We start from the raw sequence: 24,364 nt of genomic DNA, 5'->3' as shown, positions 1-24,364 counted from the left end.
GATGTTTTTTTTCGCCACGAATTCACGAATTTATATATTCAAAGATTATAAAAATAATTCGTGAATTCGTGGCGGTTTTTCTTTTCTATAATTTAAAGAAATCTGTTAGTATTTTAATATACAAATCGACTCCTTCTTCAATTTCGTTGATGAAAATAAATTCGTCTGCTGAATGTGAACGTAATGTTTCTCCTGGCCCAAGTTTTAAAGACTGACAGCTTAAAACTGATTGATCTGAAAGTGTTGGCGAACCATAAGTTGTTCTTCCTAAAGCAATTCCTGCCTGAACTAAACCATGTACAACTGGAATAGATGATGCATTTAAATGCATTGATCTTGGCGTTACTTCGGCATTTACATTGGCTTTTACTACTTCAAGAATTTCGGCATTTGTATAACGATCTGTTACACGAATATCTACAACCAAATCACATTCTGACGGTACTACATTGTGTTGTTTTCCAGCATTGATTTGCGTTACAGTCATTTTTACGGGACCTAAAACATCTGAAATTTTATCGAATTTATAGTTTTTAAACCATTCCATTACCGGAATTGATTTGTATAAGGCATTATTGTCATTTTGATGCGCAGCATGGCTTGCTGTTCCTTTTACTTTTACGTCAAGAACTAGTAAACCTTTCTCGGCAACTGCTAATTGCATTAAAGTTGGCTCTCCAACAATTGCACAATCTAATTCTGGTAAGTGTTTTAAAACACTATTTAAGCCGTTTTTTCCACTGCTTTCTTCCTCGGCAGAAGCCACAATCACAATATTATGCGAAAGGTTTTTATTTTCGTAAAAATGTACAAAAGTTGCTAATAATGAAACCAAGCATCCGCCAGCATCATTACTCCCTAAACCAAATAATTTGCCCTCTTTTTCGATTGCTTTAAAAGGATCGTTGGTATAAGCTTGATTTGGTTTTACAGTATCGTGGTGTGAATTTAGTAAAAGTGTTGGTTTATTTTCGTCAAAATACTTGTTGAAAGCCCACACATTATTGTTTTCTCTTTTAAAAGGAATTTCATTTTGATTGAACCAATTTTCTATTAAAAGTGCCGTCTGATCTTCTTCACTTGAAAATGAAGGTGTTTCGATCAGGCTTCTTAATAAACTAATTGCTTCCTGAGTAAGCGTTGCAATATTTTTCATTTTTTTTAGGTACTGAGGTGCTAAGTTTCTGAGGTTCTAAGTTTTTTTCAAGCTTTTACTATTGCTTTGTTGATCTTAGCCAGAAATTTTATTTGCGCAAATTTCTTAAATTAATATTTAAAAGTACTGTGCAATTCTATTTTTTTGCCACAGATTAAAGGATTTTCACTGATTTTCAACCCTAATAATCTTTAATCTATAGCTATATCTTTTATAATGTAATCGTTGTATGCAGAACATCAGCATTTTGGAGCATTTTATGATGTCCAATTTTGATTTTCTGCACACCTCTTGATAAACTATTAAAACAGTTATCCAATTTTGGAATCATTCCGGAATGGATTACTTTTTCTTCTTTTAGTTTATTGTATAATGTTTCATTAATTTCTGTTATTACAGATGAATCGTCTTCTGAATCTTGCAAAACTCCTTGCTTTTCGAAACAATATGTAAGCGTAACATCAAAAACTTCAGACAATGCAATTGATAATTCACTCGCAATTGTATCAGCATTTGTGTTTAATAATTGTCCGTTTTTGTCGTGCGTAATAGCACAGAAAACTGGAACAATTCCAGCTTCTAATAAAGTGGCTAATAAATTGGTATTAACTTGCTTTACATCGCCTACAAATCCGTAATCTATTGTTGGATGATTTCTTTTGGTTGACTGAATCAAATTTCCGTCGGCACCAGAAAAACCAATTGCATTATTATCTTTTGCCTGCAATTGTGCCACAATATGTTTGTTGATTTGTCCAGCGTAAATCATTACTACAACATCCAGCATTGGAGCATCAGTAATTCGGCGTCCGTCAATCATTTGAGGAACTAAACCAATACTTTGAGCCATTTTTGTAGCCGATTTTCCTCCACCATGAACTAAAACTTTATAGCCTTCTATTTTAGAAAAATCAGTTAAGAATTGTTCTAATTCTGCTGGATTGTCGATGATGTTTCCACCTATTTTTATTACTGATACGTTCATTTCTTTAAAGGTTCAGAGGTTCAGAGGTTCAGAGGAACAAAGGTTTTTACGATGGTTTTTAAAAACCTTTGAACCTTTGTCGCTTTGAGCCTTCGTACCTTTATTTACAATTTCTTCAAAATCTTTTGTAAAACTAATTGTGCCGAATACGTTCTGTTATTCGCTTGCTGAATTACGATTGAATTTTCTCCATCTAAAACTTCGTCGCTTACAATTACGTTACGACGAACTGGAAGACAGTGCATGAATTTTCCGTTGTTGGTTAAAGCCATTTTTTCGGCTGTAACTGTCCAAGTTGGATCTAAGTTGGTTACTTTTCCGTAATCGTTGAAGTTACTCCAATTTTTAACGTAAACGAAATCGGCATTTTCGAAGGCTTTGTTTTGATCGTATTCAATTTTGCAGTCTTTCGTAATTTCTGGACTTAGTTCGTAACCTTCCGGATGCGTGATTACAAAATCCATATCTTTTTGCATTTGCATCATTTCTACAAATGAATTTGCAACGGCTTGTGGTAAGGCTTTTGGATGTGGCGCCCAAGACAAAACAACTTTTGGTTTATGCTTTGTTTTGTATTCTTCCATTGTAATGGCGTCCGCCAAAGATTGCATTGGATGACGAACCGCACTTTCCATGTTTACGATTGGCACGGTTGCATGCTTTAAGAATCCAGAGATTACGGTTTCCTGATAATCTTTTTCTTTATCAACCAAACCAGCAAAAGCACGGATTGCAATAATATCACAGTATTGAGAAACTACTTCTGCCGCTTCTTTAATATGCTCTGAAGCTCCGGAATTCATTATTGCTCCGTCTTCAAACTCTAATGTCCAACCTTCGTTGGTGAAGTTCATCACCATAACGTTCATTCCTAAGTTTAAAGCCGCTTTTTGAGTACTCAAACGCGTTCTTAAACTCGGGTTGAAGAATAACATTCCTAATGTTTTATTTTTACCTAATTTTTGATTTTTAAGCGGGTTCTTTTTGATTTTAATCGCGCTTTTTACCCATTTTGATAATGAGTCAATATCTTTTATTGAAATATAGTTCATGTCTTTTTGCTTTTTGTTTTTCTTATTGATGTATAAAAAATAGACGCGGATTTTACTGATTCGCTATCGCGAAGACGCAGATTAACGCGGGTTTTTATATTCTTAATTTTCTACTGTTTTCGAAGATTTTCCGTTTAAATTCTGGTTTTGTTCCAAAATTTAGAAGTAAACCGACTTCACAGTTTGTGCCTTTTAAATAATTCAAAATTTGATTTTCAAATTCTTGCACTATGCAAGTTGCTGCCTTTAATTCCAAAATTATTAAATCTTCCACAATCAAATCGGCATAATATTCTCCAACTTCCATTCCTTTATAATAAACTTTAATTTTCTTTTGAGCTTCAACATACAAACCTTTATTTTTCAATTCTAAATACAAGGAATTTTGATAAACTCTTTCTAAAAACCCGTGCCCTAATTCATTATAAACTTCGTAAAAAGTTTTGATGATAATATCGGTCAGCTCTTGATGCAATAATTTCATAATCTTAATTTTTGAATGAAATATACTACAATAAAATTAAACTCAAATATAAAATCCGTTTCTATCCGCGTCTTCGCGATAGCGAATCCGTGTCATCCGCGTTCAATATCACACAATCTTAGTAAAAGGAATTTCATCCTTCAAAGCCTTTAAAATAAAATTATCATTTAATCCGTTTACAATCCAAGTTTCGATATTTGCTGCTTTTGCGATTCCGGCTGCTTCTATTTTCGATTGCATTCCTCCCGTTCCGTGTGATGATTTTGATTCGCCTATTTCTTTTTCTAATGATTTTAAATCATTTACTAATTTAATAGTTTCCGGATTTTCATTATGAATAGAATCTTTGGTATAAATTCCGTTTGTATTGGTGGCAATTATCAAAATATCAACATTTAAGAGAACTGCTGTCAAAGCCGCTAATTTATCATTATCACCAAACCTGATTTCATCTGTGGCAACGGTATCATTTTCGTTAATAATCGGAATGTAATTGTTTTTAACCAATACATTGATTGTATTTACAATGTTCTTTTTGGTCTGTTCTTTTTCGAAATCAGAATAAGAAAGTAAACACTGCGAAGTATTTAATCCTAAATCCTTAAAGTTTTCATTGTAAATCCGCATTAAATGAGGCTGCCCAATAGAAGCCAAGGCTTGTTTCACAAAAACATCTTTATCTTGATTATCCAGTTTTACAAATTGCTTTGCTGCCGCAATTGCTCCCGAACTCACTATGATAAACTCATATTCGTCGTTTAAAGCCGCAATCTGTATTCCAAGATCTTCAATCTTTCCCCGCGAAATATGGTTCGTTTCTTTGGTTAAAGTATTACTTCCTATTTTTAATAAAATCCGTTTCTTACCCATTGTTGTTGTTTTGCTGCGATTTTTTTAACCGCAAAGTGCGCAAGGTTTTTTAACATTCTTTGTGTTTACAAACACTATCCCGAAGCCTCGGGACGTAAAGCTTTGTCTTTAAATAAATTCCAAACTTAAAATTCCAATGAATCTGAAATCAAAAATCGTTAATCGTCAATCTAAAATCTGAACTCTAAAATCATCTTACCTGTCCTTCTCCGTAAACATACCATTTGTTGGTTACAAGATGCTGAAGTCCAATTGGTCCTCTTTGATGTAATTTATCAGTACTTATCGCCAATTCTCCGCCCAGACCAAATTGTCCACCATCTGTAAAACGTGTTGATGCATTTTGATAAACTGCTGCAGTATCTACGGCATCCATAAATTCTTGTGCAGCTTTATCATCTTTCGTTATAATTACTGCAGAGTGTCCTCCGCAATACTTATTTATTTTTTCGATTGCATTTTGTTCAGAATCAATTGTTCCGATAACAATTTTATAATCTAAAAACTCTTCGTACCAAATATCTTCATTTTGAAGTGTCTCAGTATCTTCAAAGCTTTTTAAAGATTCATCAACGATTACTTCAACTTTAAACTCTTTTAACTCCTCGATCAAAATAGCTACAAAACCTTCAAAATTGGGTAATTTAGAGTCTATTAAAACTTTATCGACTGCATTACAAGCTGATATTTTAGAGGTTTTAGCATTTAAAATTATTTTTAAAGCCAAATCTGTATCTGCTTTTTCATGAACGTAAACAAAATTATTTCCACGTCCGCTAACAATTACAGGGCAAGTTGCATGTGCTTTTACAAACTCAATCAACTTTTCTCCTCCTCTCGGAACTATTAAATCGACTTTTTGAGTTGGTTTTTCTAAAAAAGCCTGTATTTCAGAACGATTGTAGTTTAAATACTCCACCCATTCTTTTGAAACTCCATTTTCTTCTAAAGCTTTATGCCAAAGACTAACAATTTTCAAATTAGATCTTAATGACTCTTTTCCTCCCTTTAATAAAATTTTATTTCCAGATTTAAAAGCAATTCCACCCGCTTCGATTGTAACATCCGGACGAGATTCATAAATAATTAAAATCGTTCCGAAAGCTGCTGTTTTATTTATGACTTTTATTCCATTATCATGAACAAAACTAAAACGTTCTACTCCAACAGGATCTTCTTGACAAGCTAATTGGTTTAAGGATAAAATCATCTCATCAACTTTTTTATCATCTACTTTCAAGCGTTCTTCCATTGCTAAATCCGAACCATCGTATGCGAGTAAATCTTCTTGATTGGTAAGAATAATTTCATTTCGCTCCTGTTCGACAAGCTTTGCCATAGTCCGCAAAACCAGATTACGTTTTTCAATTGATAATGGATTCATAATTTATAGTTGGTTGGTTGGTTGTTTTTTGGTTGTTTCTTTTTAGAAACTTATATTTTAAACCTGACGGGTTTTAAGAGCCCGTCAGGTTTGACTTTACAGTAATTTAATTTTTAAGTTCTTCCAAGCTTTCTTTTAAAGCTTTTACAAACGTATCTATATCAGATTTTTTTACCGTTAATGGAGGTAAAATTCTTAACAGATTTTTGTTGTTTGCACTTCCTGTAAAAATGTGTTTCTCGATAATTAGCTTTTTTCTTAAAGCTGCAACATCAAAATCAAATTCAACACCAAGCATCAAACCTTTTCCTTTTACTTGTTTAATTCCAGGAACTTCTTTAATTTTTTCTAAGAAATATTCATAAACTTCGTTTACATTTTTTTGTAAATCCAGTTTTTCAATTACATCAAGAACTGCAATTCCAGCTGCACAAGATAAATGGCTTCCGCCGAAAGTAGTTCCTAATAATCCGAAACTTGCTTCAAATTTTGGCGAAATTAAAATTCCTCCAACCGGAAATCCGTTCCCCATTCCTTTTGCAACTGAAATGATGTCGGCGTTGATTCCGTGATGTTGAAATGCAAAGAATTTTCCGCTTCTTCCGTATCCTGATTGTACTTCATCTAAAATCAAAACAACATCGTGTTTTTTGCATGCTTTTTCTAAAGCCTGAAAAAATTTTGTTGTTCCCTGATCTAAACCTCCAACTCCTTGAATTCCTTCAATAATTACTGCTGTAACATCTCCTTTTGCTAATTCAGCTTCGACTAAATCGATTTGATTTAAAGGTAAAAAAGTAACAACTTGCTGTGCATTAATTGGCGCTACAATCTTTTTGTTATCTGTTACGGCAACAGCAGCAGAAGTTCTTCCGTGAAAAGAATTATCAAAAGCAACAACTCTTGATTTTCCGTTATGAAAAGAAGCTAGTTTTAAAGCATTTTCATTTGCTTCAGCTCCAGAACTACACAAAAATAATTCGTAATCTTCTAATCCTGAAAGTTTACCTAATTTTTGAGCTAATTCTACCTGTAAAGGGTTCTGAATAGCATTTGAGTAAAATCCTAAATTATCTAGTTGATTTTTTAGTTTTTCTACATAATCTGGTTGCGTATGGCCAATTGAGATTACACCATGTCCGCTATATAAGTCTAAATATTCCACTCCGTTATTGTCTGTAATAGTGCAATCTAATGCTTTTACAGGTGTTATATCATAAAGTGGGTATACGTTAAATAAATTCATTTTCTTGTTGTTTAATTGTTTAACCGTTGATTTCTTTAATCGATTAATCGAATAAACGATTAACCGTTTTGACAACAATTTAAAATCCGCTTGGTTTCAAATGTAAACCTGTACTTTCTTCTAATCCGAACATTAAATTCATGTTTTGAATTGCTTGTCCTGAAGCACCTTTGGTTAAGTTGTCAATGATTGAAGTGATCAAAATCCGGTTTCCTTTTTTCAATAAACTAATGATACATTTGTTGGTTTGAACGACTTGTTTCATATTGATGTTTGTCGTTGTAACGGTTACAAAAGGCTCATTTTTATAAAACTCTTCGTATTTTGCAACGGTTTGCTCCAAACTTTCGTCCGAAATTGTATATAATGTTGCGAAAATCCCTCTTGGAAAATCTCCTCTATTTGGGATGAAAAGCAATTCGCTTTCAAAATCATCTTGCAATTGCACTAAACTTTCTGAAATTTCACCCAAATGCTGGTGTTCAAAAGCTTTGTAATGCGACATATTGTTATTTCTCCAACTAAAATGTGAAGTTTCAGAAAGTCCAACTCCTGCTCCGGTACTTCCGGTTGTTGCATTAATATGAACATCGTTATTCAACAAATCATGTTTTGCCAAAGGCAATAATGCTAATTGAATTGCTGTCGCAAAACAACCTGGATTTGCAATGTAATTTGCCTTTTTGATTTCTGTTTTATTTAGTTCTGGTAAACCATAAACAAAATCTTTTCCGTCAAAATGAGCATCTTTGTTCAATCTAAAATCATTTCCTAAATCGATGATCTTAGTATGACTAGCAAACTGATTCTCTTTCAAAAATGAAATCGATTTTCCGTGACCCAGACATAAAAAAACAACATTTACGTTCGGATTTACAACATCTGTAAAGTTCATCTCGATATCTCCCATCAAATCATGGTGTGCCACAGAAAGTGGTTTCCCAGCATTTGTTGTACTGTAAACAAAATCGATGTTTACATTGGGATGATACATCAAGATTCTGATAAGTTCTCCGGCCGTGTAGCCCGAACCACCAATTATTCCGACATTAATCATGATCTAAATGATTTACAGATGAAAATATGTTTTGTGCATTTCCAAGAATTTTAATAAATCCTTTTGCATCATCAGATGTCCAAGCATTGTTCATTTCGCCGTATTGACCAAAACCTGTATTCATTAAATCATTAGCAGATTCAATTCCGTCAAGCGAAAAATGATATGGTTTTAGAGAAACGGTTACAACACCATTTACTGTTTTTTGTGTGTCTTGTAAGAACGTTTCAATGTTTCTCATTACTGGGTCTAAAAACTGACCTTCGTGAAATAACATTCCGTACCAGTTTCCTAGTTGTTCTTTCCAGTATTGTTGCCATTTACCAAGTGTATGTTTCTCTAATAAATGGTGTGCTTTGATTATAATTAATGGTGCAGCCGCCTCAAAACCAACTCTTCCTTTAATTCCAATAATTGTATCACCTACGTGAATATCTCTACCAATTGCATAAGCATTTGCTAGCTTTTCAAGTGCTACAATATTATTAGATGGTTTATCTGTTTTTCCATTTATTCCAACTAATTCTCCTTGTTCAAAATGTAAAGTCACTTTTTCTTCGCCTTCTTTTTGCAATTGCGAAGGATAAGCTTCGCTTGGTAATGGTTGGCTTGATGTTAAAGTTTCTTTTCCTCCAACACTTGTTCCCCAAAGCCCTTTGTTAATAGAATATTGCGCTTTTTCCCAAGAATAGTGAACTCCATTTTGAGCTAAATAATCTACTTCTTCTTGTCTTGAAAGTTTTAAATCTCTAATTGGAGTAATAATTTCAATTTCCGGAGCAATGGTTTGGAAAATTAAATCAAAACGAATTTGATCATTTCCTGCACCTGTACTTCCGTGTGCGATCGCGCTTGCTCCTACTTTTTTAGCATATTTAATTGCTTCAATTGCCTGAAAAACACGTTCTGCACTAACTGATAATGGATATGTATTGTTTTTTAATACGTTACCAAAAATCAAATATTTTATAGCTTTATCATAATATTTATCTACGATTGTTAGGTTGGCGTGTTGCGCGCTTCCTAATTCGTAGGCTCTTTTTTCGATTGCCGATAATTCGTCAGCATCAAATCCTCCTGTATCTACTAGTACGGTGTGAACTTCGTATCCTTTTTCATTTTTTAAATATTTCAAACAATACGAGGTATCTAATCCTCCACTATAAGCTAATACAACTTTTTTCATTTTTTATAATTTAGGCTCATACTTTCGTATGTAGCAAGTTTGAGATTTCTTTTTTAATTTATTCTTACGATAAAAAAACAGATAGTAATTTATTTAAGAATAATGCTTGTTTAATTTTTCTTAATCTGTTCAAAACAACTTCGTTAAAAGGATGTTTTGGCGGATCTTTTTGTTTTTCTTTCGGGTCGTATAACATTCCGGTACAAAGACACATTTTGTTTTCTTTGCTTTTTAGAATTTCATAATTAGTACAGGTTTTACAGCCTGCCCAAAAACTTGGATCTGTAGTAAGTTCAGAAAAAGGAACTGGTTTGTAACCCAAATCAGAGTTGATTTTCATTACAGCCAAACCAGTTGTAATACCAAATATTTTGGCATCTGGATATCTTTGTAGAGAATAATCAAAGACTTTTGATTTGATTTTTTTTGCCAAACCTAAACTTCTATAATCCGGATGTACAATTAAACCAGAATGTGCTACGAATTTACCGTGCTGCCAACTTTCGATATAACAAAAACCTGCAAATTTTCCATCTGCTAAAGCAATCATCGCATCACCGTTCGACATTTTTTTCTGAATGTATTCAGGAGTTCTTTTAGCAATCCCTGTGCCTCTTAACAAGGCAGATGATTCTATCGTATCGCAAATTTCCTGTGCGAATTTGAAGTGTTCTTCCTGAGTAACAACAATAGAGATTTTCATTTCAATAGTTGAAGTTAGAGTTAAAAATTAAAACGTATTGTTTAGTTTGAAATCCAGAAATCAATCCCACAAAAATAGACATAATAGAAGTAACATTCTCAAAATCAAAAACTTGATTTAGAAAATTCAAAAAATAATATATACTTTTAGGATATGTTTGTCCAATGGACAAATTATGTGATTTCAAAATGAAAAATGAATATAAATAAATACGCGGCGAAAAACTCTGTGAATACTATAGAGATAGTATCCGTACTTCGGGAGAAGTTACAGGTGAGTTTGTCCGTGACAAAGAAGTTATATGTAAACTTATTTTATTCATTGGTGCAAAAGTACACTATTTTTTAATTCGCAAGGCAAAAAATTAAAATTCTAACATTTTTTTAATGAAATGTTATTTTTGAGCAATAAAAAACCCGATAGCTAAAAATAACTATCGGGTTCTAAACACATTACTATTATATTTTTTATTTTCTCGTAAACGGAATTGTATCTCCATTTCCTAAAATAATCATATCTAAACCTGTTTTTGCTTCGTTAAATTTAAATTTTACTCCAGCACTTGTTGACTGAAATGTATCTTTTTCATTGGCAACAGGAACAACCGAAAACTTAGGAAAATTTGTAATTTCAGCATACAACGTACTGTTTTTCTCTGTAAAATCAATTTTCAGAGGTGCTTTTGTCGTAGTAAAAGTTCCTAAATATGGATCTAAAACTACATCCTTTTCTATTTTACCGTTTCCCGCGGTCCACACATTATTTGCTGAATTATTGTCTGGGAAAACGTGGTCTGGATCAAGTGTTATACTTTCAATCTCTTCGGTAGAATCATGTTTGAAAGACCACACATTGTTTCTTTGCCAAATTTCCACAGGAAGTTTTACCCTTGAAACTTTTCCGCTTTTTGTTTTAACATCTAAAATAATTGGCATTGGCATTTTATCAAAATTCTCTACCGTAATAACAACTCCTTTTGAAGGATCGTTTTTTACATATTTAATTGAATTTATACCTTGATCAAATCTCCAGTTGTTTACATACCAACTTCTCCAAAACCAGCTTAAATCTTCGCCGGCTACATTTTCCATAGATCTAAAAAAGTCATCTGGTTGCGGGTGTTTATAAGCCCAACGCTCAATATAAGTGCGGAAAGCGGTATCAAAACGTTCTTTTCCTAATATCTGCTCTCTCAAAATAATTAATCCTGAACTTGGTTTAAAATAACACAACATACCAATATTAGCCTCTTTCATGTTATCTGGAGAACTCATAATAGTTTCTAGATCAGCTCTGGTAAATGATTCAGCAGCTTTATGCAAATCTGTAGGCTCTTCTTTATATTCACCATTATTAAATTCTGCTGTACTCAATGAATTAATAAAAGTATTGAATCCTTCATCCATCCAAGCAAACAATCTTTCGTTTGAACCAACGATCATTGGAAACCAAATGTGTCCAAACTCGTGATCTGTAACTCCCCATAAATCTTGTCCTTTTGATTCCCAGCTGCAAAAAACAATTCCCGGATATTCCATTCCTCCTTCATTTCCTGCAACATTTGTTGCTGCTGGATAAGGATATTCAAACCATCTTTTAGAATAGTTTTCAATTGCCGCTTTTACATATTCAGTAGAACGTCCGTATGCATCTTTTCCAGCACTTTCAACTGGATAAGCAGATAATGCTAATGATTTTTTACCACTTGGTAAATTAATCTTTGCCCCGTCTAAAACAAAAGCCGGTGAAGATGCCCAAGAAAAATCACGAGCATTTTTTATTTGATAATGCCACGTTTTAACTCCCGAAGCATTTGCATTTGCCGTAGCAGCAACTTCTTCTGCAGAACGAATCATAACTATTTTATCGCTTTGAGAAGCTTCTTTATAACGCTTAAATTGTTCAGCAGGCAATACTTCGGCACCATTTAATAATTCTCCCGAACCTACAACATAATGATTTGCTGGTACAGTAAGTTTTACATCGAAGTTACCGTATTCCAAATAAAATTCAGAAGCTCCTAAATAAGGCGCAGTATTCCAACCTCTTACATCATCATACACACACATACGTGGATACCATTGTGCAATGGTGAAAATTTTACCGTTTTTGGTTTCTAAAACTCCCATTCTGTCTGACCCTTCAAAAGGAGCAATGAATGAAAACTCTATTTTTATTTTTACCGCTCCACCTTTTGATGCTAATGCTTCAGGAAGAAATATTTGCATTCTGGTGTCTGTAATTACATATTTTGCTTCAACTGTTGTTGGCTTCTTTCCTCCTGTAGTTACTTTAACAGATTTGATTTTATTTCCTCCATCAAAAACCTGACCTTGTGCACCGTTACGACTTCCTGCTAAAGGCACAACTGCATTTCCTCTTGAATCTTCTTTGAATAAATTCTGATCTAAATTCAACCAAACAAATGATAATTTATCCGGACTATTATTAGTATATGTAATCTCGTCTGTACCAACAATTTCATTTGTAGTTGCATTTAATTTTGCAGTTATTTGATAATCTGCTCTGTTTTGCCAGTATTCAACTCCGGGCTGCCCGCTTGCAGAACGTGTTGGTGTTCCATTTTTTGTATAAAAATTTGGCGCAAACGCATCATGATAATTATAATTATTAACTGGATTTACTGCTGTTGTCGCAGGCGTTTGTTGCGCCCAAACAGAAGAAATTCCAACAAATAAAGCCATGGTTAATAAGGCTTTTGTAGATTTTATTTTCATATTTTTTAGCTGTTTATGTAGCAAATTAATGAAAAAAAAAGCTATTTACAGAGAAAACTTGAATGATAAATTCAAATTTAGCAAAATTTTATCAAAAAAATATTTTAAGCTATTTTCCTAAAAAACTAAAATTTATAAAATATATTTACATCAGTATAAAACTAATCCTTTTCAATATTAATATTTTGAACACAACTATTTCAAATTCAACGCTAAAAGCAACTATAAAACATTCTGGAGCCGAGTTAACTTCATTAAAAGACAATCAAAATAAGGAATACATTTGGGAAGGCAATCCTGATTTTTGGGGGAAACACTCTCCTATTCTTTTTCCGATTGTTGGAACTTTAAAGAACAATACTTATACGGTTAATGGAAAAGAATACCAATTACCAAGACATGGTTTTGCTCGTGATATGGAATTTCAATTAATTGACAAAACTGAAAATAGCGCGACTTTCTCATTGCAATCTAATGAAGAAACTTTAAAAAAATATCCTTTTGAATTTGAATTACAACTTATTTATACTTTAAACGAATCGGCATTAGATATTCAATATAAAGTCATCAATAAAAGTTCAGACAAAATGCCTTTTTCAATTGGAGCTCATCCGGCAATTGCTTTACATGAAAATTTTGAAAACTATGCTTTTGAATTTGAAAAAAAAGAAACACTAAAGTATTATCTTTTAGAAAATGATCTAATTTCCAATAATACCAAAGTTTTAGAATCCACTGATAATAAAGTTCCTTTAAACTATAAATTGTTCGAAAATGACGCTTTGATTTTTAAAACACTAGAATCAAAATCATTAACAATTCTGGAGAATTCTAAACCTTATATTAAAGTTGATTTTGAAGATTTTCCGAGTCTTGGACTTTGGACAAAAGATCAGGCTCCGTTTATTTGTATTGAACCTTGGCTAGGCTACTCCGACACAGCCGAAAACTCAGGCGATTTATTTGAAAAAGAAGGTATTCTTGTTTTAAATTCAAATCAAATCTTCAACTCTAAATTTAGTATCAAAATATTATAATTCAAGAAAATGCTAGAATTTAATTTCACTCCATTCCCAACTATAGAAACAGATCGTTTGGTTTTAAGAAGAATAACAAACGATGATGTAAATGAAGTTTTTGAACTACGTTCGAATCCGGAAACAATGAAGTATATACCTCGTCCATTAGTAAAAAACTCCGATGATGCATTGGAACACATTGCAATGATTGAAGACAAAATAGTCACAAATATTGGAATCAATTGGGGGATTTCGCTAAAAGACAATCCAAAGTTACTTGGTATAATAGGCTTTTATAGAATGCAGCCTCAAAATTATCGTGCTGAGATCGGATATATATTATTACCCGAATTTCACGGAAAAGGAATCGTTCCAGAAGCTGTAAATCGTTTGATTACTTATGGTTTTAATGATTTAAAACTTCACTCAATTGAAGCAGTAATTGATCCTGAAAATTTTGCATCAGAAAAAGTACTACAAAAATGTGGTTTTGTTAAAGAAGCACATTTTAAAGAATCTGAATTTTATGAAGGACGCTTCCTTGACAATGTAGTTTACTCATTATTAAACAAATAACCAAAACAAACATCAATCTCAAAAAATACTTCTTGTTAAAATAAAGTTATTAAACAATAGTAATTACTGGTTTACGTTATATTTGCACGCGAATTAAGTACTACAACTTTATTCTAATACCACGAAACCCCTATTCATGAAAAAGATTTTTATAATTACAGTTCTTTTCTTTTCGATTCAATCTCAAAGTCAGACTTTCGTTAAATTTAATGCAGCAACAGCATTACTTGCAATACCAAATGTAGGTATCGAAACGAGCATTGGTGAAAAACTTACTTTTAGCGTAGATGTAATGGCATCTTTTTGGCAGTCTTTTGACGGTCATAACCCTATGGAATTTTATACTTTAACTCCTGAAGTGCGTTACCATTTTAAAGAAAAATATAATGGATTTTATGTTGGAGGTAATGCCGGACCTGACGTTTACAAAATACAAAAATGGAATTATTGGGGTACAAATCAGTACGAACATGGTTTTGGTTACCGTTTAGGTGTTACAGTTGGATACAATATAAAATTGAATGATAAATTCTTATTAGATGTTTTTGCTGGAGGTGGATGGCATCAAGGATTCTATCATGGCTACTATAATGATGGAACACCAGGAAGATATGAAAAAGCACCTAACTGGAACAAAAGCGGTGAATGGCTTCCGTACCGAGGTGGCGTCATGATTTCTTATAAACTGTAATTATTTTGCAAATTTAGGTAGCGATTTTACATATAAATCTTCAACCTTTTTGCGCGCCCAATCCGTTTTTCTTAAAAACGTTAAACTAGATTTCACACTTGGGTTTGAAGTAAAACATTTTACAGGAATTAATACTGCCAAAGTATCAAAACCATAATGATCTACTAATGCCTCTACTATTTTTTGAAGTGTAAGACCGTGTAAAGGGTCTTTTGATTGATTTTGCATTTTATTTTTTTTATAAATATTAAAAAGACCGTACTTTTTTGAAAGTACGGTCTTTCTTTTTTACAAAATTAGTAAAATGAAATCTAATTCACCTGACTAAATTAGAATATGAATTTAAATCCAACAGAAAGTGGTGATGTTAAATTTGGATTACTTCCGCCTAAAGCTCCATTATAAAACGATTCAATATTTGCTACATGTGCTAATCCAAAATTAGTTACAGTAGTTTTTTCTCCATTTTTAGGATCCAATGTAGTAGAAGTAAAATTAGCTAAGTCATAAGAAAACTCTACTGAGAAATTCTTAGTAACAAAATAATCAAATCCCCCTGATAGAGACAAGCCCACCTGACTAACTTTTAATTCACTTTCTTTCTCTTTTCCAGTAATAACAGGTAATGCTAACTGACCAAAGAAATACAAAGAACCAGCCACATTCCAATATTTTCTTGCCAATGGCTGAATAACAATTAAATCTGTGTTTGCTGCAGTTCCTGCTTTCGAATCGGCTTTAATATTAATATAACCAATACCGGCACCCACAGCAACCGATGGTGTTACAAATGTTCCAACAATTGGCAAAACAGATAAACTTGTGTTTTTTACATCTCCTGTTTTTGTTTGTTGATAACCAAATTGTGATGTTGCAAACCAAGCACCTTTTAATCCTTGATTTGAATCTTGAGCTTTTGCAGTTAAACCAATTAATGCAATACTTACTAATGTTAAAATTTTTCTCATTACTTAAATTTGTTTTGAATTATTTAACAAACTTAGTGGTAAGGTTTATGTGCAAAAATGATTAAAATCATAGATTAAAATAAATCTTTAATTATCTTTGATTGCGTCAAAGTTTTTCAATTTTGTTTACATTTGCACCTATGTTAAAAACAGTCAATATACTTAATAAAAGAGCTCGATTTGATTATGAGATAATCGACACTTACACTGCTGGAATTGTATTAACAGGAACCGAAATCAAATCAATACGATTAGGAAAAGCTAATATTACGGAGAGTTTTTGTGAATTTAATAACCTTGAACTTTTTGCTATAAATACTTATATCGAGGAGTATGCCTTTGGGAATCAGTTTAATCATAAATCCAGAAGTGAAAGAAAATTACTTTTAAACAAAAAGGAATTAAAATCACTTCATAAAAGTGTTCAGGCAAAAGGACTTACAATTGTTCCTTTAAAATTATTTACCAACGAAAAAGGTCTTGCAAAGCTTCAAATCGGTCTTTGTAAAGGAAAGAAAAACTACGATAAACGCGAATCTTTAAAAGAACAGGATACTAAACGTGATTTAGATCGAATTAAAAAAGCTTATAACTAAAAAATTATATCTTTCTAATTTTCTACTAAAGAAGTATTTATTAAACTTTTATTGTTATTTTTACTACAAATAATTTAACTTTAAAATATGAAAAAGTACTTAATTTTATTTATCGCCGTTCTAGCACTTTCAGGTTGTGGCAGTAACACTTCTATTGTAAATAGCTGGAGAGATCCTAATATAACGGTCGCTCAGGAACACTTCAAGAAAGTTTTGGTTGTTGCTTTGGTAAAAGATGAAGCGTCCAGAAGAACTGCCGAAAATAGAATTGCTGCCAGTAATCCTATTTTTAAAACTTCGTACCAATATTTAAATGAAACTACAAAACAACTTACTCAGGAGCAAAAATTAAAAATATTGCAAGATGAGAATTTTGATGGAGTAATTACACTGCGATTAGTAAGTAAAGAAAAAGAAACAAACTATGTTCCCGGAACTTACACCGGAATGTACTATGGTGGATTTGATGGCTTGTATGCAGGAATGTACGGTTATGGTTTTGGAAATTGGTACGGAATGTATTCTCCATACTTTTACGATCCGGGATATTACCAAGAAACAACTTCTTATATGGTAGAAACCAATATCTTTTCATTAAAAGAAAATAAATTAATTTGGACAGGAACTACAAAATCTGAATATGTTAATGATTTAGGCTCAACTGTAGATGCAATTATGGAAGCTGTAATTAAAGAAATGAGAAAAGACGGTTCTCTTCCTCCAAAATAAAAAAATAAAAAATTTAGAAAAAGCAATATCTCATTGATATTGCTTTTTTCTTCGATAATATTATGACTAATTTAGTCAAGACAATACGGAACAATTACCTAAATGAAATCACTTCTTAAAAACGCCCGAGAACAAAAAGGTCTAAAAACCCGAGAAGTAGCACAAATTCTAAGTATCGATCAGGCATTAATCAGCAAGTTTGAATCTGGAACCAGAAGACCAACAAAAGATCAAATTTCTAGACTTTCCCAGCTTTTAGAAATAGACTTCGAAACCATAATGATTGCATGGTTAAAAGAAAAAATCATGTACGAAATTGGCGAAGAAGAATTTGCATTGAAAGCTTTACTTTTAGTTGAACAGGAAATACAGAATAACAAAAAAATAATAAATTCGGCTGTTCTATCGAGCCTGCAAGTTATTTTGGATGAAATCGAAACGTTAAAAAAACAAATAATATCCTTTCAACATTTTGATTTGCATCGAATATCAAAAATTTTAGAACTGGAATTCATTTCAGAAAGCAACCGTTTAAACGGAAACTCTTTAACATTTCAAGAAACAAAATCAGTAATTAATGAAGGATTAACAATTTCTGGAAAAAGTATGCACGAACATCTTGAAGCCGTAAATCTTCAGGAAGCAATTGGTTACATTAAAGACTTAAATCAGAAAAAAGTACCAGTTACAGAAAAAGAATTCTTATTGATTCATACTTTAATACTTAGAGGAATAAAACCCGAAAATTCAGGAAAATATAAAAATGACCCTTTGATTATTCGCGAAATGAATTTGTTTTTTAACTGGTATGAAGCCAATAAAAACAATTTACATCCAATACTTTTAGCATCAGAAGCACATTTAAAAATCATGACAATTAGCCCATTTGAAAACGGAAACGTGCAAATTGCTAATCTATTAATGAATTGGATTTTACTTCAAAACAGTTACGTTTTCGCTACAATTCAAGGAAACGAAAGCGACATAAATGAATATCTGGAAGTTCTTGAAGAATGCCAGAATAAAAACGACAAATCCTTTTTTATAAATTATATACTTCGAATAGAAAAGGAAAATTTAATTCGGGCAATCGAACTGGTTTCAAAATAAAAAAGCCCAACTAAATGGGCTTTTTTATTAATTTTTATCTTCTAATAACGGAACAAATCTAAATTCTCCAAACTCATGTTTCTCGAATTGTGTTTCGTTTTTACGAATCAATAATGTCATAATCTGTACATCTTCACCAAGTGGAATAACAAGCCTTCCTCCTATTTTTAACTGAGCCATTAAAGGCTGCGGAATAAATGGCGCGCCTGCCGTTACAATAATACTATCAAACGGTGCGTAACTTGGTAACCCTTTATAACCATCACCAAAAGAGAGATGTTTAGGTCGGATATTTAATTTTGGAAACAAATTTGAAGTTGTTTTAAACAATTCATTTTGTCTTTCCACACTAAAGACTTTAGCGCCCAACATGCATAAAACAGCAGTTTGATACCCAGAACCGGTACCAATTTCAAGAATTTTATGTTCTTTTTTAACTTCTAATAATTGCGATTGAAATGCAACGGTGTACGGCTGTGAGATGGTTTGACCAGCGCCTATAGGAAAAGCCTTATCCTGATAAGCATAATCTTCAAAACTTGAATTCAAAAAAAGGTGTCTTGGGATTTTTTTTATCGCATCCAAGACCGCTCTATCAGTAATTCCTTTTTGTTCTAAAGTGCTTACTAATTGATTACGAAGTCCTTGATGTTTGGCAGTATCTTTCAAAATGAGTAGGTTTTATTTCGGCAAAAATAAGAAACAAAACAGTAAATCAAATATTGATTTTTAATTATTAAATCGCTAAATCTTTATTGCATTCGTTTTTACTTTCAACAAATAAATTATATTTTTGTTTAAAATACATTCTCATGTTAAAAGTAGGAGTTTTAGGTGCTGGTCATCTTGGTAAAATACATTTACGTTTATTACAACAATCTGACAAATATGAATTAGTTGGATTTTACGACGAAAATCAAGAAAATGCCGAAAGAATTTCAAAAGAGTTTGGCTATAAAAACTTCAGCACTATTGCAAAATTAATCCACGCTGTTGATGTAATCGATATTGTAACACCAACCCTTTCGCACTATAAATGTGCTAAAGTGGCTATCAAATCAGGAAAACACATTTTTATAGAAAAACCAATTGCCAATACCGTTGAAGAAGCTGAAGAAATTATCGCTTTAGCAAAAGAATACAACGTAAAAGGTCAGGTTGGTCATGTTGAGCGCTTTAATCCAGCGTTTATTGCTACAAAAAACATGATCGAAAATCCAATGTTTATCGAAACACATCGTTTGGCCGAATTTAATCCACGTGGTACAGATGTTCCTGTCGTTTTAGATTTAATGATTCACGATATTGATGCAATTTTAAGCGTTGTACATTCAAAAGTAAAAGATATTCATGCAAGCGGAGTTTCTGTTATAAGTGAAACACCAGATATTGCCAACGCCCGAATCGAATTCGAAAATGGATGCGTTGCTAACCTTACAGCAAGCAGAATTTCGATGAAAAATATGCGTAAAACACGTTTTTTCCAAAAAGATGCTTACATATCAGTTGACTTTTTAGAAAAAAAATGTGAAGTAGTTCGTATGAAAGATGCTCCAGAAACTCCTGGTGATTTTGATATGATTTTGCAAAATGCCGAAGGCGTAAAAAAGCAAATTTATTTTACCAATCCTGATGTCGAGCAAAACAATGCAATTCTAGATGAATTAGAGTCATTTGCAAATGCAATAAAAACAGATACAACTCCAGTGGTAACACTTGAACAAGCAACAGACGCTTTAAGAGTTGCTTATCAGATCATCGATTGTTTCGACAAATAATTGAAATATTTTAAAAATAAAAATTAGCCACGAATTCACGAATTAATTGGTGAATTCGTGGCTAAATTATAAATATAATACCAATATAAAATGAAAACTATAGCTGTAATTGGTGCAGGAACAATGGGTAACGGAATTGCTCATACTTTTGCACAAAGTGGTTTTGTTGTAAAACTAATTGATGTTTCTGAAAAATCATTGGACAAAGGAATGGCAACTATTGCTGCCAATCTAGATCGAATGTTATCTAAAGGAACAATTACTCAAGAAGAAGTTGCCAAAACTATTACCAATATTATTACGTATACTGATATTAAAGATGGTGTAGTTGGAGTTGATTTAGTAGTTGAAGCCGCAACAGAAAATGTAGAATTAAAACTAAATATTTTCAAGCAATTAAACGAAGCATGTTCTCATAATACAATTTTGGCAACCAATACTTCTTCAATATCTATTACACAAATTGGAGCAGTTGTTTCACATCCTGAAAGAGTTATCGGAATGCATTTTATGAATCCGGTGCCAATTATGAAATTAGTGGAAATTATTCGTGGTTACAATACCAGCGATGAAGTCACTAAGATTATCATGGATTTATCTGAAAAACTAGGAAAAACTCCAGTTGAAGTTAACGATTATCCAGGGTTTGTTGCCAATAGAATTTTGATGCCAATGCTAAACGAAGCCATCGAAACATTATACAATAAAGTGGCTGGAGTTTACGAAATTGATACCGTAATGAAATTAGGAATGGGACACCCTATGGGACCACTTCAATTGGCTGATTTTATTGGGCTTGATGTTTGTCTTGCCATTTTAAATGTAATGTACGAAGGTTTCAAGAATCCTAAATATGCGCCTTGCCCATTATTAGTAAATATGGTTAGAGCAGGAAAATTAGGAGTGAAATCTGGAGAAGGTTTTTATGATTATAGCGAAAGTAAAAAAGCAGAAAAAATTTCGAAGCAATTTATTCTTTCATAAAAAAGAAATATCATGTCGATTCAATCGAATTTAAATACTATTAAAGCAAGTTTACCTGAACATGTAACATTAGTTGCGGTTTCTAAAACCAAACCCGTTTCAGACTTAATACAAGCCTACGAAGCTGGTCAACGTATTTTTGGAGAAAACAAAATCCAAGAAATGACTGAAAAATGGGAACAAATGCCAAAAGATATTCAATGGCACATGATTGGTCATGTTCAGTCGAACAAAGTCAAATTCATGGCACCTTTTGTAAGCTTAATTCATGGAGTTGACAGTTTAAAATTATTACAGGAGATTAATAAACAAGCTTTAAAAAACAATAGAGTTATTGATTGCCTGCTTCAAATGCACATCGCTGAAGAAGAAACAAAATTTGGTTTAGACGAAAATGAATTAAATGCACTTATTTCTTCATCCGATTTTAAAGAGATGAAAAATATTCGTATTTTAGGACTGATGGGAATGGCAACATTTACAGAAGATCAAAACCAAATAAAAAAAGAATTTACACATTTAAAAACGATTTTTGATTCAATTCAAAAACTTGAAACCGAAAACTGCAACTTAAATACCATTTCGATGGGAATGTCGGGCGATTACAAGCTTGCCATAGAATGCGGAAGTACAATGGTACGCATTGGAAGCAGCATCTTTGGAGGACGATAAAATAATTGTAGATTTAAGATTTAAACTGATTACTAAATACCGAGACTGAAGACTAAATTTGTACGCAATACTAGACATAGAAACCACTGGAGGCCAGTTTAATGAAGAAGGAATTACTGAAATAGCCATTTATAAATTTGATGGACATGAAGTAGTTGACCAATTCATTAGCCTTGTTAATCCTGAAATTCCGATTCAGCCTTTCGTAGTAAAGCTAACCGGAATAAATAACGCTATGCTACAAACTGCTCCCAAATTTTTTGAAGTAGCAAAGCGAATTATAGAAATTACCTCAGATTGCATTATTGTAGCGCATAATGCCTCTTTTGACTATAGAATTCTACGTACAGAATTTAGACGTTTAGGTTATAATTTTGAAGCCAGAACACTTTGTACAGTTGAATTGGCAAAAAAACTGATTCCAGAACAACCATCTTACAGTTTAGGAAAATTGGTACGTGCCCTAGGCATTCCAATGGCAGATAGACATCGCGCAAGCGGAGACGCTATGGCAACTACAAAGTTGTTTAAAATGCTATTAGAGAAAGACCTTGAAAAAACGATTGTAAAGGACTTTATAAAACTCGAAATCGAAAAAGGGATTGCACCAAAACTTCAGGATTTATTGCAACAAATGCCTGCAAAAACTGGTGTTTATTACATTTATAATGAAGGTGGAACTCTCATTTATATTGGTAAAAGTCAAAATATAAAAAAAAGAATCAATCAGCATTTTACTGGAATTACCACTAAAAGCAAAAAAATACAAGCCGAAGTTTTCACAATAACTTACGATGAAACCGGAAGCGAACTTATTGCGTTGCTAAAGGAAAGTGAAGAAATAAAAATAAACAGACCAAGATACAATCGCTCACAGCGAAAAACAATCTTTCTTTACGCATTATACTCTGAAAAAGATGCAAATGGCTACATCAATCTCAAACTTGAAAAGGCCGATGGACGAAAAAAAGAAATTACTTCATTTGCAACTTTACAAGAAGGAAAAAATGCATTATTCAAGTTCACCGCAAAATACCATTTATGTCAAAAATTGACAGGTTTATATCAAACTAAAAAAGAATGTTTTCAATATAAAATAAAAGAATGTGACGGAGCTTGTATTGGCGAAATCAGCCCTGAAATTTACAACGCACGCGTTCAGCAATTTATTTCTGAAAACAGTTTCGAAAACAAAAGCATGATTTTACTCGACAGAGGTCGAAATGTAAACGAGAGAAGCGCAATATTAATCGAAAACGGAATTTACAAAGGATATGCCTATTACGATTTGAACTATCAAATTAACAATATCGAAATCCTAAGAAACATCCTAATTCCGATGCAAAACAATCGTGATGTAAAAAATATTATTCAAAATTACATCCGAAAAACAAAATCGCTAAAAATACTACATTTTTAACACAACAAAACTTTCATTATCTTCGCTGATATGAAAAAATCAAAATCTAAATACGAAATCTTCAGAGAAAAAATCAGAATCATTCTATATGGCACAAATACCATTTTAGGAAGAATGTTCGATTTAGTACTTCTTGGTTTAATTTTACTGAGCGTTCTATTGATAATGATGGAAACCGTTCAGGGTATCAACCAAAAATACCACAACCAACTTATTATCTGCGAATGGATCATCACAATATTCTTCACAATAGAATACATCCTACGTATCATTTCGATTCAAAAACCAGTAAAATACGCTTTCAGTTTTTATGGCATTATCGACCTACTTGCTGTATTACCAATGTATTTATCGATATTTTTTCCAGGAGCAAGTGTACTTTCTGTTGTAAGAGCATTACGCTTCTTTAGATTATTCAAAATATTGCATATTCCACAAATTTCTCATCAGTCCGTGCAACTACGTGAGGCTATCGATGCGAGTAAAGAAAAAATCCTTGTTTTTATTTATTTTGTCCTCATCAGCACCATTATAATTGGTTCGGTAATGTATTTAGTTGAGGGTAAAGAATCTGGATTTACCAGTATCCCAATGTCGATTTACTGGACAATTGTAACTTTAACAACTGTTGGTTATGGAGACATATCCCCACAAACACCTCTAGGACAATTCATTGCCGCATTTGTTATGATCTTAGGTTACGGAATAATAGCCGTTCCTACCGGGATAGTAACAGCCGAATTTGCAAAAAGTAGTCTAAAAAACAATTCAGTTAGCACAAAAAAAACGTGTCGAAGATGTAATTCACAAGTACACTTTGACAATGCACAATATTGTTATGAGTGCGGAACTAAATTGCCAAAATAATTAATTTAAGGAGCGATTTCCAGCTGTACATTTCAACTCCTCCTTATCTTTGTTGTTTTTTTAAGGCATAAAAGGAGCTTCTATAGTCGCTCT

At 32.6% G+C, this 24,364-nt stretch carries 25 protein-coding genes; 11 read left to right on the top strand and 14 right to left on the bottom strand.

Features of this window, described 5'->3' with window-relative positions:
* Nucleotides 1–85 precede the first annotated feature (85 nt).
* From IW18_RS15180 to IW18_RS15130, 11 genes are all read right to left on the bottom strand, one after another.
* Nucleotides 86–1,156, bottom strand: coding sequence for a M20 family metallo-hydrolase (locus IW18_RS15180; protein WP_041518740.1), 1,071 nt, complete (start codon nt 1,154–1,156; stop codon nt 86–88).
* Nucleotides 1,157–1,367: 211 nt separating this feature from the next.
* On the bottom strand, nt 1,368–2,141 hold the full coding sequence (gene argB, locus IW18_RS15175) for an acetylglutamate kinase (protein WP_041518739.1): 774 nt from the start codon (nt 2,139–2,141) through the stop codon (nt 1,368–1,370).
* 104 nt (nt 2,142–2,245) lie between these two features.
* Entirely contained in the window at nt 2,246–3,193 is a 948-nt protein-coding gene (locus IW18_RS15170) for an N-acetylornithine carbamoyltransferase (protein WP_041518738.1), read from the bottom strand.
* A gap of 94 nt (nt 3,194–3,287) precedes the next feature.
* On the bottom strand, nt 3,288–3,677 hold the full coding sequence (locus IW18_RS15165; RefSeq protein WP_041518737.1) for a GxxExxY protein: 390 nt from the start codon (nt 3,675–3,677) through the stop codon (nt 3,288–3,290).
* Between the two features lie 108 nt (nt 3,678–3,785).
* A complete protein-coding gene (gene proB / locus IW18_RS15160; protein WP_041518736.1) occupies nt 3,786–4,547 on the bottom strand; it encodes a glutamate 5-kinase in 762 nt (253 codons plus the stop codon).
* Nucleotides 4,548–4,737: 190 nt separating this feature from the next.
* Nucleotides 4,738–5,931: a glutamate-5-semialdehyde dehydrogenase gene (locus IW18_RS15155; protein ID WP_041518735.1), complete on the bottom strand. Its 1,194-nt coding sequence runs from the start codon at nt 5,929–5,931 to the stop codon at nt 4,738–4,740.
* A 106-nt stretch (nt 5,932–6,037) separates the two neighbouring features.
* Nucleotides 6,038–7,177, bottom strand: coding sequence for an aspartate aminotransferase family protein (locus IW18_RS15150; RefSeq protein ID WP_041518799.1), 1,140 nt, complete (start codon nt 7,175–7,177; stop codon nt 6,038–6,040).
* A gap of 79 nt (nt 7,178–7,256) precedes the next feature.
* A complete protein-coding gene (argC, locus tag IW18_RS15145) occupies nt 7,257–8,234 on the bottom strand; it encodes an N-acetyl-gamma-glutamyl-phosphate reductase (RefSeq protein ID WP_041518734.1) in 978 nt (325 codons plus the stop codon).
* Nucleotides 8,227–9,420 carry an argininosuccinate synthase gene (locus IW18_RS15140; RefSeq protein ID WP_041518733.1) on the bottom strand — a complete coding sequence of 398 codons (1,194 nt, stop codon included), beginning with the start codon at nt 9,418–9,420 and terminating at the stop codon, nt 8,227–8,229. Before IW18_RS15140 ends, argC begins: the two co-directional genes overlap by 8 nt.
* A gap of 64 nt (nt 9,421–9,484) precedes the next feature.
* On the bottom strand, nt 9,485–10,123 hold the full coding sequence (locus IW18_RS15135; protein ID WP_041518732.1) for a GNAT family N-acetyltransferase: 639 nt from the start codon (nt 10,121–10,123) through the stop codon (nt 9,485–9,487).
* 467 nt (nt 10,124–10,590) lie between these two features.
* Nucleotides 10,591–12,861 (bottom strand): M1 family metallopeptidase, encoded by a 2,271-nt coding sequence (locus tag IW18_RS15130; RefSeq protein WP_041518731.1) that lies wholly within the window; start codon nt 12,859–12,861, stop codon nt 10,591–10,593.
* Nucleotides 12,862–13,046: 185 nt separating this feature from the next.
* Between IW18_RS15130 and IW18_RS15125 the strand changes: the two genes are divergently transcribed.
* From IW18_RS15125 to IW18_RS15115, 3 genes are all read left to right on the top strand, one after another.
* Nucleotides 13,047–13,898, top strand: coding sequence for an aldose 1-epimerase family protein (locus IW18_RS15125; RefSeq protein ID WP_041518798.1), 852 nt, complete (start codon nt 13,047–13,049; stop codon nt 13,896–13,898).
* A 9-nt stretch (nt 13,899–13,907) separates the two neighbouring features.
* On the top strand, nt 13,908–14,456 hold the full coding sequence (locus IW18_RS15120; RefSeq protein ID WP_041518730.1) for a GNAT family N-acetyltransferase: 549 nt from the start codon (nt 13,908–13,910) through the stop codon (nt 14,454–14,456).
* 136 nt (nt 14,457–14,592) lie between these two features.
* Nucleotides 14,593–15,147, top strand: coding sequence for a DUF3575 domain-containing protein (locus IW18_RS15115; protein ID WP_041518729.1), 555 nt, complete (start codon nt 14,593–14,595; stop codon nt 15,145–15,147).
* On the opposite strand, the gene IW18_RS15110 is transcribed toward IW18_RS15115, so the two are convergent.
* Nucleotides 15,148–15,375, bottom strand: a complete 228-nt coding sequence (locus tag IW18_RS15110) for a VF530 family protein (protein ID WP_041518728.1) — start codon at nt 15,373–15,375, stop codon at nt 15,148–15,150. It abuts the gene before it with no gap.
* 101 nt (nt 15,376–15,476) lie between these two features.
* Nucleotides 15,477–16,115, bottom strand: coding sequence for an outer membrane beta-barrel protein (locus IW18_RS15105; protein ID WP_041518727.1), 639 nt, complete (start codon nt 16,113–16,115; stop codon nt 15,477–15,479).
* A 140-nt stretch (nt 16,116–16,255) separates the two neighbouring features.
* On the opposite strand from IW18_RS15105, the gene smpB reads away from it, so the two are divergent.
* The 3 genes from smpB (at nt 16,256) to IW18_RS15090 (ending at nt 18,550) form a co-directional block, all read left to right on the top strand.
* On the top strand, nt 16,256–16,711 hold the full coding sequence (smpB, locus tag IW18_RS15100; RefSeq protein ID WP_041518725.1) for an SsrA-binding protein SmpB: 456 nt from the start codon (nt 16,256–16,258) through the stop codon (nt 16,709–16,711).
* An 87-nt stretch (nt 16,712–16,798) separates the two neighbouring features.
* The gene (locus IW18_RS15095; protein ID WP_041518724.1) at nt 16,799–17,440 is read left to right on the top strand and encodes a DUF4136 domain-containing protein; all 642 of its coding nucleotides are present in this window, start codon (nt 16,799–16,801) and stop codon (nt 17,438–17,440) included.
* Nucleotides 17,441–17,542: 102 nt separating this feature from the next.
* Nucleotides 17,543–18,550: a helix-turn-helix domain-containing protein gene (locus IW18_RS15090; protein WP_041518723.1), complete on the top strand. Its 1,008-nt coding sequence runs from the start codon at nt 17,543–17,545 to the stop codon at nt 18,548–18,550.
* A gap of 27 nt (nt 18,551–18,577) precedes the next feature.
* On the opposite strand, the gene IW18_RS15085 is transcribed toward IW18_RS15090, so the two are convergent.
* The gene (locus IW18_RS15085) at nt 18,578–19,219 is read right to left on the bottom strand and encodes a protein-L-isoaspartate(D-aspartate) O-methyltransferase (RefSeq protein ID WP_041518722.1); all 642 of its coding nucleotides are present in this window, start codon (nt 19,217–19,219) and stop codon (nt 18,578–18,580) included.
* Between the two features lie 143 nt (nt 19,220–19,362).
* On the opposite strand from IW18_RS15085, the gene IW18_RS15080 reads away from it, so the two are divergent.
* The 5 genes from IW18_RS15080 to IW18_RS15060 all read left to right on the top strand — a co-directional run bounded on the left by IW18_RS15080 (nt 19,363) and on the right by IW18_RS15060 (nt 24,271).
* Nucleotides 19,363–20,328, top strand: coding sequence for a Gfo/Idh/MocA family protein (locus tag IW18_RS15080; protein ID WP_041518721.1), 966 nt, complete (start codon nt 19,363–19,365; stop codon nt 20,326–20,328).
* Nucleotides 20,329–20,418: 90 nt separating this feature from the next.
* The gene (locus IW18_RS15075; protein WP_041518720.1) at nt 20,419–21,312 is read left to right on the top strand and encodes a 3-hydroxyacyl-CoA dehydrogenase family protein; all 894 of its coding nucleotides are present in this window, start codon (nt 20,419–20,421) and stop codon (nt 21,310–21,312) included.
* Nucleotides 21,313–21,324: 12 nt separating this feature from the next.
* Nucleotides 21,325–21,984 carry a YggS family pyridoxal phosphate-dependent enzyme gene (locus IW18_RS15070; RefSeq protein ID WP_041518719.1) on the top strand — a complete coding sequence of 220 codons (660 nt, stop codon included), beginning with the start codon at nt 21,325–21,327 and terminating at the stop codon, nt 21,982–21,984.
* Nucleotides 21,985–22,042: 58 nt separating this feature from the next.
* Complete coding sequence (locus tag IW18_RS15065; RefSeq protein ID WP_041518718.1) at nt 22,043–23,404, top strand: exonuclease domain-containing protein; 1,362 nt, start codon at nt 22,043–22,045, stop codon at nt 23,402–23,404.
* A gap of 30 nt (nt 23,405–23,434) precedes the next feature.
* On the top strand, nt 23,435–24,271 hold the full coding sequence (locus tag IW18_RS15060; RefSeq protein ID WP_041518717.1) for an ion transporter: 837 nt from the start codon (nt 23,435–23,437) through the stop codon (nt 24,269–24,271).
* Nucleotides 24,272–24,364 lie beyond the last annotated feature (93 nt).

The sequence above is a fragment of the Flavobacterium hibernum genome, assembly GCF_000832125.1.
Taxonomy (GTDB): domain Bacteria; phylum Bacteroidota; class Bacteroidia; order Flavobacteriales; family Flavobacteriaceae; genus Flavobacterium; species Flavobacterium hibernum.
This window is presented reverse-complemented; position numbering and strand designations above follow the sequence as displayed.